This window comes from Vibrio sp. N418, from assembly GCF_000222565.1.
GTDB classification, from domain to species: domain Bacteria; phylum Pseudomonadota; class Gammaproteobacteria; order Enterobacterales; family Vibrionaceae; genus Vibrio; species Vibrio scophthalmi.
Genome location: NZ_AFWD01000082.1, coordinates 1 through 16,713, shown reverse-complemented (window position 1 = coordinate 16,713; position 16,713 = coordinate 1). Strand labels below are relative to the sequence as shown.

At 40.2% G+C, this 16,713-nt stretch carries 15 protein-coding genes; all 15 read left to right on the top strand.

Annotated features, from left to right (window positions below; all coding sequences use genetic code 11):
• The first annotated feature begins 138 nt into the window (after nt 1–138).
• A complete protein-coding gene (locus tag RH86_RS16960) occupies nt 139–558 on the top strand; it encodes a hypothetical protein (RefSeq protein WP_139047672.1) in 420 nt (139 codons plus the stop codon).
• 153 nt (nt 559–711) lie between these two features.
• Entirely contained in the window at nt 712–2,013 is a 1,302-nt protein-coding gene (locus RH86_RS16955) for a hypothetical protein (RefSeq protein WP_009387523.1), read from the top strand.
• Between the two features lie 167 nt (nt 2,014–2,180).
• Complete coding sequence (locus tag RH86_RS16950) at nt 2,181–2,543, top strand: hypothetical protein (protein WP_009387522.1); 363 nt, start codon at nt 2,181–2,183, stop codon at nt 2,541–2,543.
• Between the two features lie 715 nt (nt 2,544–3,258).
• On the top strand, nt 3,259–3,951 hold the full coding sequence (locus RH86_RS16945; protein WP_009387520.1) for a hypothetical protein: 693 nt from the start codon (nt 3,259–3,261) through the stop codon (nt 3,949–3,951).
• Nucleotides 3,952–4,106: 155 nt separating this feature from the next.
• Complete coding sequence (locus tag RH86_RS16940; RefSeq protein WP_009387519.1) at nt 4,107–5,336, top strand: DUF5677 domain-containing protein; 1,230 nt, start codon at nt 4,107–4,109, stop codon at nt 5,334–5,336.
• Between the two features lie 137 nt (nt 5,337–5,473).
• A complete protein-coding gene (locus RH86_RS16935) occupies nt 5,474–5,797 on the top strand; it encodes a DUF6572 domain-containing protein (protein ID WP_009387518.1) in 324 nt (107 codons plus the stop codon).
• A gap of 2,370 nt (nt 5,798–8,167) precedes the next feature.
• Nucleotides 8,168–8,701: a cysteine hydrolase family protein gene (locus tag RH86_RS16925; protein ID WP_009387515.1), complete on the top strand. Its 534-nt coding sequence runs from the start codon at nt 8,168–8,170 to the stop codon at nt 8,699–8,701.
• A gap of 155 nt (nt 8,702–8,856) precedes the next feature.
• Nucleotides 8,857–9,240, top strand: coding sequence for a hypothetical protein (locus RH86_RS16920; protein ID WP_009387514.1), 384 nt, complete (start codon nt 8,857–8,859; stop codon nt 9,238–9,240).
• A gap of 1,799 nt (nt 9,241–11,039) precedes the next feature.
• The gene (locus RH86_RS16915) at nt 11,040–11,867 is read left to right on the top strand and encodes a DUF2971 domain-containing protein (RefSeq protein WP_009387513.1); all 828 of its coding nucleotides are present in this window, start codon (nt 11,040–11,042) and stop codon (nt 11,865–11,867) included.
• 153 nt (nt 11,868–12,020) lie between these two features.
• Entirely contained in the window at nt 12,021–12,398 is a 378-nt protein-coding gene (locus RH86_RS16910; protein WP_009387512.1) for a hypothetical protein, read from the top strand.
• Between the two features lie 1,309 nt (nt 12,399–13,707).
• Nucleotides 13,708–14,208, top strand: a complete 501-nt coding sequence (locus RH86_RS16905; protein ID WP_009387510.1) for a hypothetical protein — start codon at nt 13,708–13,710, stop codon at nt 14,206–14,208.
• A 146-nt stretch (nt 14,209–14,354) separates the two neighbouring features.
• Nucleotides 14,355–14,702, top strand: a complete 348-nt coding sequence (locus RH86_RS16900) for a hypothetical protein (protein ID WP_038219857.1) — start codon at nt 14,355–14,357, stop codon at nt 14,700–14,702.
• A gap of 162 nt (nt 14,703–14,864) precedes the next feature.
• Complete coding sequence (locus RH86_RS16895) at nt 14,865–15,503, top strand: glutathione S-transferase family protein (RefSeq protein ID WP_038219864.1); 639 nt, start codon at nt 14,865–14,867, stop codon at nt 15,501–15,503.
• A gap of 144 nt (nt 15,504–15,647) precedes the next feature.
• Entirely contained in the window at nt 15,648–15,950 is a 303-nt protein-coding gene (locus RH86_RS16890; RefSeq protein WP_009387507.1) for a hypothetical protein, read from the top strand.
• Nucleotides 15,951–16,085: 135 nt separating this feature from the next.
• Nucleotides 16,086–16,655, top strand: coding sequence for a hypothetical protein (locus RH86_RS16885; protein ID WP_009387506.1), 570 nt, complete (start codon nt 16,086–16,088; stop codon nt 16,653–16,655).
• Nucleotides 16,656–16,713 lie beyond the last annotated feature (58 nt).

Sequence of the window (16,713 nt, the reverse complement as noted above, 5' to 3'; positions counted from 1 at the left end):
AGCGTTTAAGACGGACTCCCAACGCATGGCGCTTTCGGGTCAATTTAGTTTAAATGTTTATGTCACAATGGTTTAGGCAGGGTAGTTAGCGTTGCTCGCCACTTAACGCGGCGTTATGTTTTAGCGGAGAGAATTGTCGTGTCAGAATTGATTCGAGAAATAAAAAGTATGAGTTCATATCAGGTTATCTATTCGTTGGCATTTATAGCAGCGATTGTCTCACCTGGCTTATTAATGATTTTTATATATAAAAGGGATCTATTCCTTTCTCTTGATGTGATCAAACTGTTGCTACTAGCACTTAGTCTATCGATGCCGATTTTGATTGGTACTATATTGTTATCGGCATATGATTCGACGGGGCAATCATTTGATAAGTTAACGTTTTATGGGTATTTTTTGAGTTTACTTGTCGCATATCCACCTTTACTTTTTTCTTACTTGGCTGGTTTCCCTTTTCCTACGTTTGTGATCATCTTGATTGGTTCATATGTGAGCTTATTTGTAGTAACGTATTTCGACAAGAAAAGAAGTATTACTGCTAATGTGGGCTCATAAAACATAACAAAGCGTTCAAGACGGACTCCCAACGTTTGGCGTTTTCGGCTTACTTTGGGTTAAGTGTTTATGTCACAATGATTTAGGTTGGGTGGTTAGCGTTGCTCGCCACTTAACGCGGCGTTATATTTCTAAATAAGAAAGGAGTTAAAATTGGACGAATTCTCATTAGAAGCATTGAGCGAGAAAATATATAATTACAAAACAAGAGACTATTTCAATGAAATTGTAAGCTCTTATAATAATGATAACTATCGTTCAGCTACTGTAATGTTGTGGTCGGTTGCCGTTATTGATTTAGTGTTCAAGTTAACAGATCTAGTTGATCTACATGAAGATAAAACGGCTGAGTCTCTTTTAAAAGAGATGAGTGAAATTCAATCGGCTGACCGGAAAAGTTCAAAGTGGGAGCATAAGCTTGTAACTGAGGTGGCAAAGCGAACAAAGCTTCTAAGCTCGGATAATATATCTTTCTTGGAATACCTATACCAACAGAGAAATTTATCTGCTCACCCAGTTCTTGATTCTAATTTAGAATTACACAGACCAAATAAAGAGACAGTTCGAGCTCTTATTGTCAATTGTGTTGATGGTATTCTATCTAAGCCACCATTCTTTTCTAAAGATATTGTAGGAACAATTGCTTTAGATCTAGAAGCATCTAAATCTTATCTTGAAGGTGATGAAGATAAACTTAAGCATTACTTAGAAAGCCGCTTTTTATCACAAATGACTGAAAAAGTTGAACTTGAAGTTTTTAAGTCACTTTGGAAATTTGTGTTTAAGCTCGAGAATGATAAGGCAGTAAGTAATAGAAATATCAATTTTCAGGCTTTGATTTACATTTATAAAAAGAACGAAAATAAAGCACTTAAAATGATCGATAACGAGAAGGATTACTTTTCAGACATATCAAAGGAGCCTAAGACTGTATTTTATCTCATCAGAATGTTATCTAAGTTTGTGAAAATTTATAAGAGCTTGAAAAAGAGCGCAAAGATAATTATTGATGATCGTGTAGACAACAAAGAACGTGAATTTTACTACTCTAATTTTAAGTATAAAAGTTTAACTGAGTTTCATGAATATTTATTAAAGTATATCGTTGATGATGACGGTTCTATAAATAAACGTATTCTTAGTCATCTTTATTCATTGTCAGACTCTCCTGAGTGGTGGAGCAAAGTCCGAATTCTAAGAAATGCGTACTATGGGGTGAGTGGCAGCTTCGATACTGCAGATCAAAGGTTTGGTAGATATATATCTCCATTTTTAGGAAAGTATAAAGAAACGGAAATGCTCGATTTACTTTCAAGAGCAAACAATAATGACCAAATTTATGGTCGTGGTTTTAATAAACATGTTAACAAACGTGTCAAAGAGGCAGCAGACAAGTTGCTTGGCAAAGATTTTGACTTCTCAAAATATCCTAAATTTTTGAGTGCAACGCAATAGAAACATAACAAGCAATTTAAGAGGGATTCACAACGCTTGGCACTTTTGCTTCTACTTCAGTTTTAGTGTTTACGGTAGAAAGCGTTAGGTTTGGGTGGAGGCGTTGTTCACCCCTTAATTGGGCGTTAGGTTTCTAAGGGAAATTGTCATTAACACAAGGAGGTAATGTGGAAAAATTAAAAAAGCCAGTTATTGTCATAGCCATTTTTTTAGTCATGCTTTGGTGCTCTGTTTGGTTTAAAAATCACCTTAATCTTTCGGAAGCATCATTAATGGTTTTAGTTACTTTAGCTACTATTTTTAGTGTCTTATTGCCAAACCTGAATGAGCTGAAGTCTTTTTCATTAGCTAAAGGGGAGCTAATTCTCCGAGACGTAAAGGACAAAGAGCAAGCCGTCAATGAATTGGCATCTGCCACACTAGAACTTATTGAAGCAAGCCCAGTTCCTCTTCTGGTTGAAGAGGAGTTTGATAGCAACCGTTATAACGAAGCAATCAAGAAAGTAAAAGCTTTGACGGAAAAAACCTAACAAAGCGTTTAAGACGGATTCCCAACGCTCGGCATTTTTGGTTTGCTTCAACTTTATTGTTTACGGCACAATACTTTAGGTCTAGTGGTCTGCGTTGCTCACCACTTAACGCGGCGTTATGTTTTAATGGAATTTCAATGGCTTAAATGCCTTGAGTCGTTCTTTGCCCCTTTGGCTATTCGTTCTGAATAGACTCAGCAAAACACTATTGTCTGCCTAAACTCTTGAATCACTTCACCCGTAAAACATGCCAAGGTTCGCGGGTTGCTTCATTCGAGTTTTCGGGTGGTTTGGTCGTCGGTTTCTCTGGCTCAAAGTCGCTTTGGGCATATTTCCCAATCAGCCAATAACCTTGGTAGTAGCCTCGGCAAATCACCATTGTTCTGCGCTGCTTTTGCTAAGAAAGGGCGCTTGTGAGGCTTGATCGAGTTGCCTCATTATCAGGGAAGTGGGTTTACTCGTTTTTGGTTTGGCGCATCTGGCGGTCAAGTGGTTCGAGCTTGTGACTTGGTTCAGAAATCTAGGTCTGCATTCCTGTTCTTTGCCAAGTAAATCAACGAATTGTGCTAAAACATAACAAAGCATTTAAGACGGATTCTCAACGCTTGGCGATTTCAGCTTAGGTCAGCTTTAGTGCTAAATGTGGCAAGGTTTAAGGTTGGGGGGTCGCGTTGTTCACCACTTAATGCGGCGTTAAGTTTCTAATGGAGGTTACGTGTATAACAATATAGATGAAGCAATGCTTGGGCTTTCTGTTTGGAAAAAGCACCTACGAACTTCAGTTAATCCAATATCTAAAAATATCGCATATAAACCAACATTTGATGCAGATTACTATCGAGAGTCCGTTCTATACAGATTCGTTGAACTCACTGAATCTGCTTATCTACTCTATGAAAAAAATTTACTTGTAGGCTCAGTCGTTTCGGCTAGAGCTGCGCAAGAAACCTTAGCTGTCGCATGGTTTATAAATTCAAAGTTAGAGCATCTGACAAAAACAAAAGATCTTGATCATTTTAGTGAAATAATGAGGCGCTTAATTGTTGGGTGGTCAAATGATGAAGAGTTCCCAGAAAAAATTAATGTGTTTAAATGTATCGACTCAGTAGATAAAGTTTTGGAAGGAAAATTCCGCAGACATTACGAAATGCTATGTGAGTATGCTCATCCAAATTACAGCGGCACGTTTGGCGCTTATGGTCTTCCCAATCATAAAACACTTGAAGTAACCTTTGGGGGTTACCCGAGGTCAAGCGAAACACTAAAAAGTCATATTGAATCAACTCTTATTATTTGTATTTCTTTGTTGGATTCAATTCAAGAAAAGTATGAAGCTGTAATTAATTCAGCACTAGATGTCTGTCATGAACTCCACGAGAATGGAACACTCAAAGATCAGATGCAATGAAACTTAACAAACTGTTCAAGAGGGATTCGCAACGCGTGGCATTTTCACTATGCGTTGGTTTTAGTGATTAAGGTGGTATGCGGCGGCTTTTGTATTACGTTGCTCACCCCTTAACAGGGCGTTAAGTTTCCTTTCAAGTACTGAGATAATGTTTAATGAACAAAAAGTTACCAAATGATCCTCTATCTTTAGTTCTATGTTTAGAAGCTAAAAAATGTGATCCTGAAGAAGTTCGGTATCTAAATGAAGGTGAGCACGATCCTATATTTCATAAGTTATATAATGATTTTGGGTTGGGGAAAAAGCATTCACATATTTCAAGAGTTTCATTATCTAGGATTGTCTGTGGTTTTTATAAACGGGATGACAATGAGTGGGATTTTTATACAGATGATGCTGTTGATTGGGGTGTTGAAAGAACTAAAGATGCCATTAAAGGCGGGATAAGACCTTCATTACATATATATGTGAATAGAAATCCTAAGTGTAGTTTTGACTACGTATGCCCTGATGATGTCCATGCTTACAATGCATATAAAGCTTTAGGAATAAACAAAGTCCCTGTAATTATCCATGGGGAAATAGGGGAGCTTGAAGAGTCAGCTTTCAAAATTAAAGGGTTTAAATCTGGGGAGCAAATAAAACACTATATATATGGGATGGTGTGCGTTAAGCCCAAAGGGCTTTACTCAATCTTCAGTAGTGATAAGTTCTCCAATGAAGGCAATATGGTCGAGTGTGTGGAGCTTATGGAAGAGATTGTCAACTCTGTGAAGTCAGAATTCAAAGGTTTTCATTATAGTAGGCTAAATCCAAAAATACATTACCATCATGTAATGTACTCAGTACTTGTAAGATTAGGTGAATCATTGAGAGCAATAAAGCTATTATTGAAGGATGGTCTGTTTCTTCAATCTGCACACCTTTTGCGTAGTATATATGAACTAGTCTTAACTTTTTATATTAGCTGGATAAGTCCTCATGAAATCGCTCGATTTCTTCAAATAACAAGTATCATGTCTGAGAGTGAGTGGACTAAAGTTTATGTAAATTCGCTCAAAGAAGAGAAGTTAAATAAACAACAGGCTAATGACTTGAAAAAAGCAAATGTATTTCAATATAAACTTGTCGCTAAAGTCAAAGAGAAAGCGAAGTTTTCACCATTTGGAGAAGACTATTATAATGAAATATACTCCTTTTTATCTCGAATTACCCATCATGATTTTAGTGCCGTAGCAAGGTATCAAAATGCTCTAGAACACGGTGATGAAAGTGTTTATATGGAAGATTTTCAGCAAGCAATGCTATCTATAATCGACTTCCTTTCTGTTTTCATTGTTGTAAATATTCGAGATGATATTGGGAATTCAATAATGAAAACTTAACAAAGCATTTAAGAGTGATTCCCAACGCTTGGTATTTTTCATTCCATTGTTGGGTTTTGTGTTTACGGTGGTATGGTTTAGGTTTGGTGGTAGCGTTGCTCACACCTTAATGCGGCGTTAGTTGTAAAGGGTTTAAAATGACGATCGAGCAGCTCGATAGAGTTGATTTTATCGCACATGACGATGAGAAAGTAACACTTGTAATATCCGATCATTTAGAATGGGATGACGGAAATGAAAAGCTATTGATGCTACAAGATAAACTGAACCTCTATTTATCATTTATTGAATCTGGTGAAATATATGAGCGATACCCGATAGCGAATAGGAAACTTTTTGAAATTAGGATTGTTTCTAAATATCAGCTAAACCATGAAGCTGAACAATTCATTTTATTGGTATCGAAAGTCGTCAGTGATGCTGGATTTAGCTTTACGCTCGAGTTGGGCAATTACAACTAACAAAGCGTTCAAGACGGACTCCCAACGCATGGCGTTTTCGGCTTACTTTGGGTTAAGTGTTTATGTCACAATGGGTTAGGTAGGGTGGTCGGCGTTGCTCACCACTTAACGCGGCGTTATGTTTTAATTGAATTTCAATGGCTTAAATGCCTTCGAGTCGTTCTTTCTCCCTTAGGTTACTCGTTGGGAGTAGACTCAGCAAATCACGATTTTCTGCCCCAATTCTTGAATCACTTCACCCGTAAACATGCCAAGGTTCGTGGGTTGCTTCATTCGAGTTTTCAGGTGGTTTGGTCCTCTTGTGTCTCTGGCTCAAAGTCGCTTTAGGTGGTTTTCCCAATTAGCCAATAACCTTGGCAGTTTTCTCGGCAAATCACCATTGTTCTGCGCTGTTGTTGCTAAGAAAGGGCGCTTGTTGAGGCTTGATCGAGTTGCCTCATTAGCAGGGAAGTGGGCTTACTCGTTTCTGGTTTGGCGCATCTGGCGGTCAAGTGAGTTCGAGCTTGTGACTTGGTTCAGAAATCTAGGTCTGCATCCCAGTTCTTTGCCATGTAAATCAACGAATTGTGCTAAAACATAACAAAGCATTTAAGACGGATTCTCAACGCTTGGCGGTTTCAGTCTAGGTCGGCTTCAATGCTAAATATGGCAAGGTTTAAGGTTGGGTGGTCGCGTTGTTCACCACTTAATGCGGCGTTATGTAAAGCGGGTAAAATCGGTATTATTCTGTTTATTCGCTCTCTCCACCCATAGGTTTTCATCCTCGTTAAAATCCGCTCTTTCTGTCCCGATTCTTTGCCAAATTAGTCGTAAAACATGCCAAGGTTCGTGAGTTTCCTCATTCAGTTTCAGAGTTGGTTCGTGGTTAGTATTTCCGGTTCAAAGTGTGGAAAGGGCAAGGTTAACGAAAGTCCCTATTTGCTGATGGTTTCTTTCGTTCGGTTTCCCAGATTCAAAAGCATTTTTGGTCGTTGCTCATCACCATTTTTCGCTTGTTGAAGCTTGGTCTGTAACATTGCTGGCTCTGCAAATTCGTGAACACTGTTGGGTTCTTTGGTTTTGGCTATTTCTTCGGTCGTACAGGCTTGGTTTTTCGTGGTAACTTTGGCTTATGTGGCTGAATTTACATAACAAAGCATTTAAGACGGATTCTCAACGCTTGGCAATTTCAGCTTAGGTCAGCTTTAGTGCTAAAAGTGGCAAGGTTTAGGCTTGGGTGGTCGCGTTGTTCACCACTTAATGCGGCGTTATGTAAAGCGGGTAAAATTGGCATTATTCTGTTTATCCGCGGTCTCTAGCTATTGGTTTGCATCCTCGTCAAAATCCCCTTTTTCTGTCCCGATTCTTTGCCAAATTAGCCGTAAAACATGCCAAGTTCGTGAGTTTCCTCATTCAGTTTCAGTGTTGGTTTGTGGTTAGTTTTGCGGGCTTAAAGTGTGGAAAGGGCAAGGTTAACGAAAGTCCCCATTTGCTGATGGTTTCCTTCGTTAGATTTCCCAGATTCAAAGGCATCTTCGATTGCTGGTAATCACTATTTTTCGCTTGTTGCCGCTTGGTTTGTAACATCGCTGGCTATGCAAATTCGTGAACACTGTTGGGTTCTTTTGTTTTGGCTATTTCTTCGGTCGTACAGACTTTAGTTTTCGTGGTAACTTTGGCTTATGTGGCTGAATTTACATAACAAAGCGTTCAAGACGGATTCCCACCGCATGGCGTTTTCGGCTCACTTCAATTTAAGTGTTTATGTCACAATGGTTTAGGTAGGGTGGTTGGCGTTGCTCACCACTTAACGCGGCGTTATGTAAAGCGGGTAAAATCGGTATTATTCTGTTTATTCGCTCTCTCAACCTATCGGTTTTCATCCTCGTCAAAATCAGCTCTTTCGGTCCCGATTCTTTGCCAAATTAGCCGTAAAACATGCCAAGGTTCGTGAGTTTCCTCATTCAGTTTCAGTGCTGGTTCGTGGTTAGTTTTGCGGGCTCAAAGTGTGGAAAGGGCAAGGCTAACGAAAGTTCCCATTTGTTGCTGCTTTCTTTTGTTAGATTTCCCAGATTCAAAAGCATCTTTGAGCGCTGGTCATCACTATTTTTCGCTTGTTGCAGTCTGGGTTGTAACATTGCTGGCAATGTAAATTCGTGAACACTGTTGGGTTCTTTGGTTTTGGCTATTTCTTCGGACGTACAGCCTTGGTTTTTCATGGTAACTTTGGCTTAGGTGGCTGAATTTACATAACAAAGCGTTCAAGACGGATTCCCAACGCAAGGCGTTTTCGGCTTACTTTGGGTTAAGTGTTTATGTCACAATGGTTTAGGCAGAGTGGTTGGCGTTGCTCACCACTTAACGCGGCGTTAGCCCTATAAGAGGATAATTATGAAATCTGCGGTTCTTGTTATCGATGTTCAATCGATTTTATTCGATCCCGAACCACAACCATTTGAGTCTAAAGTAGTCTTAGATAAGATTAATGAAGTGACCAAATGGGCTCGGAATACGGCAGTTCCAGTTATTTTCATCCAGCATGAGCAGCTCAATTCTGTGATCGAATTTGGTTCCGATGGTTGGAAGTTGCAGTCGACGCTTGTGACTCAAGTGGACGATTATTTTGTTCGTAAGACAACTCCGGATTCGTTTTTGAATACAAACCTTCAAAGTCTTCTGACAGAATTAGGAATCGACAATGTAATCGTCTGTGGTTATGCGTCTGAGTTTTGTGTTGATACGACCGTTCGCAGGGCTGCTGGGTTAGGTTATTCGGTTACGTTGATATCGGACGCTCATACAACCCACGATAAATCGCATGCTACCGGCGCTCAAATTCGTGCGCATCATAATGCAACATTGCCCAATATTTCGAGCTTTGGTGTAAAGATAGACGCAATTGAAGTTGGTAGCCTTTTGGCATAGGGCTAACAAAGCATTTAAGACGGATTCTCAACGCTTGGCGGTTTCAGTCTAGGTCGGCTTCTGTGCTAAATGTGGCAAGGTTTAAGGTTGGGTGGTTGCGTTGTTCACCACTTAATGCGGCGTTAAATGCACGTGCGTTCTAATAGGATTTACGGATGAATCGAAATATAGAATTTAGAATTAATGTGTGGCATTGGAAAATGGTGTTGTCCATGGTAACGAGCTACGCAGTTTTCACGCTTATTTTCAATTGGCTCTCCGAAACTGAATTGCAATTATGGCCATTTCTTGTCGCTGTGACGAGTATGGTGGTTGTGTATTCACTTCTAGCCTTATGTAAGAAGAGCCATTTGTCAGTTGTGGGAAATGACGTTTGTCTTCGTGGCCTCAAAGCTGAGTTAATGGCTAAGAATGATATATTTGGACATCAGTATATTCAAATTACCTCAAATACAGATGCGGGCTATCATCGGCTTAAAGTTACCAAGAATCAGATTGCTTTTTCAGACTGGGAGTTTCTGTTGGGAAAGTGCATTTAACAAAGCATTTAAGACGGATTCCCAACGCATGGCGTTTTCGGCTTACTTCAGTTTAAGTGTTTATGTCACAATGGTTTAGGTAGGGTGGTTAGCGTTGCTCACCACTTAATGCGGCGTTATGTTTTAATGGAATTTCAATGGCTTAAATGCCTCTGAGTCGTTCTTTTCCCCTTTGGCTATTCGTTGGGAGTAGACTCAGCAAATCACCATTATCGCTCAGTTCTTAAATCTCTCAGCCCGTAAAACATATCAAAGTTCGTGGGTTGCTTCATTCGAGTTTTAGGGTGGTTTGGTCGTCTTGTTTATCTGGCTCAAAGTCGCTTCGGGCGTATTTCCCAATAAGCTAATAACCTTGGCAGTTGACTCGGCAAATCACCATTGTTCTGCGCTGTTGTTGCTAAGAAAGGGCGCTTGTTGAGGCTTGATCGAGTTGCCTCATTATCAGGGAAGTGGACTTACTCGTTTCTGCTTTAGTGCATCTGGCGGTCAAGTGAATTTGAGCTTGTGATTTAGTTCAGAAATCTAGCTTTGCATTTCAGTTCTTTGCCAAGTAAATCAACGAATTGTGCTAAAACATAACAAAGCATTTAAGACGGATTCCCAACGCTTGGTGTTTTCGGCTTACTTCAGTTTAAGTGTTTATGTCACAATGGGTTAGGCTAGGTGTTAGGCGTTGCTCACCACTTAATGCGGCGTTATGCGAATGATCATTAACGGTCCGTTTTCAGCTGTTTACAAGTTACAAAAAGGAGAGTAATCCCAGCTATTGCGTAGTATAAATTCAATCCTGATAACCAGTTTAGAACCTCTGGGTTGATGCCGGCGATTATTAGAGTTATTGAAACAGGCAATGAGCTAGATGCGAGTGCATGTGCCACTAAGTCTTCTAATTTTGGCTTACTGTTAAGTTTGTGGCAGATAAATAGATAACGAACCGACCCGACAATTGTTAATATTACTATTACAGTGTTTATTATTGTTATGCCGGACATATTTACGAGATACCTACGAACTGGAAATTTAAGGTATTATCGCATGAAGTTATACTCGTAAAGTAGCGCTATGTCCTACCACAATTCGCATAACAAAGCGTTTAAGACGGATTCCCAACGCACGGCATTTTCGGTTTACTTTGGGTTAAGTGTTTATGTCACAATGGTTTAGGTAGGGTGGTTGGCGTTGCTCACCACTTAACGCGGCGTTATGTTTTAATGTAATTTCAATGGCTTAAATGCCTTTGAGTCGTTCTTTTCTCCTCTAACCATGCGCTGGGAGTAGACTCAGCAAATCACTATTATCGTTCCTTTCTTAAATCACTTAACCCGTAAAACATGCCAATGTTCTCGGGTTGCTTCATTCGAGTTTTCGGGTGGTTCGGTAGTCAGGTTCTTCTGGCTCAAAGTCGCTTTGGGCATATTTCCCAATCAGCCAATAACCTTGGCAGTTGAGTCGGCAAATTGCCATTGTTCTGCGCTGCTTTTGCTAAGAAAGGGCGCTTGTTGAGGCTTGGTCGAGTTGCCTCATTGTCAGGGAGGTGGGCTTACTCGTTGTTGGTTTGGTACATCTGCCGGTCAAGCTAGTGCTAGGTTGTGATTTAGTTCAGAAAACTAGGTCTACACTTCAGTTCTTTGCCAAGTAAATCAACGAATTGTGCTAAAACATAACAAAGCATTTAAGACGGATTCTCAACGCTTGGCAATTTCAGTTTAAGTCTGCTTCAGTGTTAAATGTGGCAAGGTTTTAGGTTGGGTGGTCGCGTTGTTCACCACTTAATGCGGCGTTAGCTGAATGGAGGTTTGGTGATTTTATACAAATATGTAAGTCTATCTGGTGCCCGAGCTATGATTGAGTCCTCAGCGTTAGGGTTCAGCCGAGTTAATGATTTAAACGACCCCTTTGAGAGCTCAAGTCTTCTATTTGAAGAAGACTCAAGCCTCACAAGCAAGCAAATAGCTATGGGACTCAAAAATAGGTTGTCTACTAAATTTGGCGTGTTATCGCTTACTCGTCAGCCATTGAATTCTTTGATGTGGTCACATTATGGCGATTCACATAAAGGCGTGGTCATTGGTATTGATGTAGACCTTGCTGATTTAAATTCGTCTGAAACTTCTGTGATCCCCTCGCACTACGGAGATGTTCGATATACAGCTACTCAACCTGCAAATCCAATAGTATTTAGCGACTTTAATCGCTTGATGCTCGAAGATTTTGAGCTTGAGCGGTTTGAGGCACACTCTTCAAATTTGCTAGCTAGAAGCTACCTTTATAAATCACTTGAATGGGCGTATGAAGAAGAGGTTAGAGTGGTGAAAGACATTCGTTCTTCTACCAAAGTAAGTATTCCGAAAACAAAAGAATGTGAATATAGCAACAATCAAGGTGATTGGAATAAAATAACCATAGATGGTCGCCCAATCCACTGCCTTAAAATACCAGAAAAGTCATTTTGTAAAGTTTATCTTGGGCATCATATTTGGAAGAATGTGTCTGAAAGAGGCTTGGAAAAAGATGAACTTGTCGAAATATTGGAAAGTTGGTCTTCCAGAGGAATTCAGATACTTAAATGTGAACCTGAATACAATTCTTGGTCATTAACAAGTAATGCGCTTGAAAAATTCAGCTAACAAAGCGTTTAAGACGGATTCCCAACGCTTGGCATTTACGGCTTACTTTGGGTTAAGTGTTTATGGCACAATGGTTTAGGTAGGGTGGTAGCGTTGCTCACCACTTAACGCGGCGTTAGCAGCTACTATAGTTTTCAATGCAAGGAATGTAGTGTGGGTAAAGTTGAAATCGTAAAAAGTCTCTGGGATAAATTCAGTGCCGGAGATTATGAGGGTTCTAAATCCTTGTTTAGTGAGCAGCTAGAAGTTATATGGCCAACAAGTCGTGAATATTACGAAAGTGCTGATGAGTTCATTGCTGTAAACGAAGTCTTTGGTAAAGATTGGATGTTTGAAGTAAAGCATGCCGAGAGCACTGACTCGGATAAAGTCATTAGCATCGTTTACGTTACAAGCCCCTCTTTCGCGGATAGTTTTTACGCTACAAGCATATTTACATTTGCATCAAATCAAATTTGTCGGATGGAAACGTACTGGGCATTTGAAGATGTTCAGCCCGAGTGGCGTAAGGATCTTAGTAAGGTGTACTAGCGGCTAACAAAGCGTTCAAGACGGATTCTCAACGCTTGGCATTTTCGGCTTACTTTGAGTTAAGTGTTTATGTCACAATAGGTTAGGTAGGGTGGTAGGCGTTGCTCACCACTTAACGCGGCGTTATGTTTTAATGGGATTTCAATGACTTAAATGCCCTCGAGTCGTTCTTTCCCCCTTAGGCTACTCGTTGGGAGTAGACTCAGCAAATCAGCATTGTCGCCCCGTTCTTAAACCACTTAGCCCGTAAAACATGCCAAGGTTCGTGGGTTGCTTCATTCTAGTTTTCAGTTGGTTTGGTCGTCTTGTTTCTTTGGCTCAAAGTCGCTTTGGGCGTATTCCCCAATTAGCCAATAACCTTGGCAGTTGCCTCGGCAAATATCCATTGTTCGGCGCTGCTTGTGCTAAGAAAGGGCGCTTGTTGAAAACGTATCGAGTTGCCTCATTATCAGGGAAGTGGGCTTACTCGTCTTGGGTTTGGAGCATCTGCCGGTCAAGTGGGTTCTAGCTTGTGACTTAGTTCAGAAATCTAAGTCTGCATCTCAGTTCTTTGCCAAGTAAATCAACGAATTGTGCTAAAACTTAACAAAGCATTTAAGACGGATTCTCAACGCTTGGCGGTTTCAGTCTAGGTCGGCTTCAGTGCTAAATGTGGCAAGGTTTAAGGTTGGGTGGTCGCGTTGTTCACCACTTAATGCGGCGTTATGTTTTACTAGGATTTCAATGGCTTAAATGCCTTTGAATCGTTCTTTGCCCCTTTTGCTATTCGTTGGGAGTAGGCTCAGCAAATTCCTATTGTCTGCCCCAGTTCTTGAATCACTTCACCCGTAAAACATGCCAAGGTTCGCGGGTGGCTTCATTCGAATTTTCGGGTGGTTTGGTCGTCTTGTTTCTCTGGCTCAAAGTCGCTTTGGGTGTATTTGCCAATCAGCCAATAACCTTGGCAGTTGCCTCGGCAAATCACCATTGTTCTGCGCTGCTTTTGCTAAGAAAGGGCGCTTGTTGAAAGAGTATCGAGTTGCCTCATTAGCAGGGAAGTGGACTTATTCGTTGCTGGTTTGGCGTATCTGCCGCTCAAGCGAGTTCGAGCTTGTGATTTGGTTCAGAAAACTAGGTCAATACTTCAGTTCTTTGCCAAGTAAATCAACGGATTGTGCTAAAACATAACAAAGCATTTAAGACGGATTCTCAACGCTTGGCGATTTCAGCCTAGGTCAGCTTCAGAGCTAAATGTGGCAAGGTTTAGGCTTGGGTGGTCGCGTTGTTCACCACTTAATGCGGCGTTAAATTACTAAGGGATACGAGTACCGTGGATGATGTTTTCATAAAAGTAATACGATATGCAGTAGACAAAAATGGCCCCTTTGATTTGATCACTATGTTTTCAGAACTGAATGTCTCAGAGCAACAGCAAGAAATGCTAATGGATCAAATAGCAAATCGGCATCTACTTTCTCATTCTACAGCATATATTCCGAGTATTGTGTATGCGATTGTTGAAAAGAAGAATAAAGAAATGCTTGTTTGGTGTTCAGCCATAGATCGCTTTCGTCTTCTTGAATATGAAGAGCTTAAAGAAGCCAGAGAAAGTTCTATAGACGCAAATAAAACGGCAACTCGAGCAATATGGTTATCGATTGTTACATTGTTGTGCTCAATATTCTTTTCGTTATATCAGGTGATTACCCCAATATCCTTACCTATTGAATTTAATAAGGAAATATCCAATATAGGAGTTTTACTAAAAGAGTCTATAAATTATGATCGTATGAATAAAGAAGATTCCGTTGGTTCTGTGCAGGAAAAGTAATTTAACAAAGCGTTTAAGACGGATTCCCAACGCTTGGCGTTTCCAGTTTTCTTCGGTTTAAGTGTTTATGTCACAATGGTTTAGGCTGGGTGGTAGGCGTTGCTCACCACTTAACGCGGCGTTATGTGAATGGGGAAATGGAACTTATGACGTACATGGTGATAAGAGAATATATTGATGTACCAGAACACCCAATAAGAATTGAAAAGGGTGAAAAATTACAATTTGCCGAAGATTCTAACTCGGATGGTGATTGGGCAAATTGGGTGTTTTGTAAGGGTGTTGATAAAGAGGGCTGGATACCCAAACAAATACTCATAATCAGCGGCAATGAAGTTACAGTTTTACAAGATTACTTTGCTAAAGAGCATTGTTTGGCTATTGGCGAAACTTTAATCGAAGAGTATGAACTCAATGGTTGGATCTGGTGCCAAAAGGTTGGCGTATCAGATGAATCTGCATGGGCTCCTCTAAATCATCTATCTCAAAAGTAAATTCACATAACAAAGCATTTAAGACGGATTCTCAACGCTTGCCAATCTCGGTTTAGGTCGGCTTTAGTGCTAAATGTGGCAAGGTTTAGGGTAGGGTGTCGCGTTGTTCACCACTTAATGCGGCGTTATGAGTATCCGCTAGTTTTCAATATGGAGGTTGTTTTGTTTAAGCTATATTACTACCCAAACAATGCGAGTTTAGCTCCGCATTTTCTACTTCATCATGTTGGCGCTGAATACGATCTCTTACTGGTTGATAAGAAGTCAAATTCGCAAAAATCAGCTGAGTATCTAAAGCTAAATCCAGCTGGTCGTATTCCTACTCTCGTGTATAACGAACAGGCTATTTTTGAGAGCCCAGCAATCTGTATTCATATTTGTGAATTACACCCTGAACAAGGGCTAATTCCGGTTATTGGTGACTCTGCGCGTCCACTGTTCTTTCAATGGTTAGCTTTTCTAAACAACACGCTTCAAGCTGAGTTAATGGTTCGTTATTATCCGCATCGTCATACAAATGATGAATCAACAATCCCAAATGTCGTAGCGGCTCAAGATGAGCGTATAGCTGAAGCTTTGTCGATCATAAATGATCAGCTAGAGCACAATGATTACCTACTAGGTGACACTCTGTCTGCGTGTGACTACTTCTTGTTCATGTTGGCTGAGTGGTCGTTACCAATTCAGAGATCTCCTTTGACATTCAAACACTTGGCGAGCTATCTGAATCGCCTGTCGGATCATCCAACAGTGAAAGCTGTTTGTGACATTGAAGGTATAGATCTCACACCATTTAAGTGATACTCATAACAAAGCGTTCAAGACGGACTCCCAACGCATGGCGTTTTCGGCTTACTTTGGTTTAAGTGTTTATATCACAATGGTTTAGGTAAGGTGGTTAGCGTTGCTCGCCACTTAACGCGGCGTTATGTTTTCGGAGGGAAAATGAGCGATTATAAGAAACTATTTGAGTGTGTTAGACCTGATTTTATAGGTAACCTCACCGCTGTTCGTACCGAAGAACAAGGAGTTCTCAAGCTTAGTCTCCGAAGTAATAATCAAACTGTTGAGCTTTATGGATTTGAAGATTTAGCTGACTCAGTTAGTGATTTACTATCGTCTGATCGCATAACTATTTCCCAAGAACTAAATACTTATAAAGAGTTTGGCACAATACGTATTGAATGTTGGGTAAACGAAAGTTATTCAGAATATTGGTGTGATCGCGTGAATGTAGAACAAACATAACAAAGCGTTTAAGACGGATTCCCAACGCTCGGCGTTTTCGGCTTTCTTCGGTTTAAGTGTTTATGTCACAATGGTTTAGGTAAGGTGGTCAGCGTTGCTCACCACTTAACGCGGCGTTAGGCAAATGGATAGACTATGTCAGAATTTAAGTACGAAATCATTGCTCTCGAGGGGGCAACAGAAATAGATTACAGAGCATATTATGATGAGAAAGCTTGTGATTTATCTGAAGTTTCAGGTCATATTGCGAAACGAAGAGCATCACTTCAATTAATACTTGCTGATATAAGAGAATGTCACGAAATACTTAATTCAATGAGAAATCATGAAGACTTGTCTAGTCATTTATATAAAGCCTTTGTGATTACCTACAGTAAATGTTTTTCTAGTGGTGCAGCACGAGGGTTATCTTTAGATTCAAAGCGTGTATATAAATATTCTCCTGATCTGCTAAAGCTCCATGACCATGTGTACAAAATGAGAAATACTTATATCGCCCATGCAGATAACTCAGCTTGCGAGCAGGCTGAGGTCTATTTTGTCAAACACGAAAGTAACTCAGAAGTATTTGTGCCTACTAGCAAGTACTCAGCGCCATGGTCGCATAGTTTCGAGGGACTATTCAATTTAATCAATGAGTTGTATGGTCATGTTGCTGAACAAATTCGCAAAGTTGATTCGAAAATCACGGAGCAATTTGCCTAACAAAGCGTTAAAGACGGATTCCCAACGCTCGGCATTTTCGGCTTACTTTGGATTAAGT

Coding starts and splice junctions, on each gene's coding strand:
- RH86_RS16900 (WP_038219857.1), top strand. CDS start 14,355: ATGACGTACATGGTGATAAGAGAATATATTGATGTACCAGAACACCCA.
- RH86_RS16890 (WP_009387507.1), top strand. CDS start 15,648: ATGAGCGATTATAAGAAACTATTTGAGTGTGTTAGACCTGATTTTATA.
- RH86_RS16920 (WP_009387514.1), top strand. CDS start 8,857: ATGAATCGAAATATAGAATTTAGAATTAATGTGTGGCATTGGAAAATG.
- RH86_RS16935 (WP_009387518.1), top strand. CDS start 5,474: ATGACGATCGAGCAGCTCGATAGAGTTGATTTTATCGCACATGACGAT.
- RH86_RS16885 (WP_009387506.1), top strand. CDS start 16,086: ATGTCAGAATTTAAGTACGAAATCATTGCTCTCGAGGGGGCAACAGAA.
- RH86_RS16925 (WP_009387515.1), top strand. CDS start 8,168: ATGAAATCTGCGGTTCTTGTTATCGATGTTCAATCGATTTTATTCGAT.
- RH86_RS16940 (WP_009387519.1), top strand. CDS start 4,107: ATGAACAAAAAGTTACCAAATGATCCTCTATCTTTAGTTCTATGTTTA.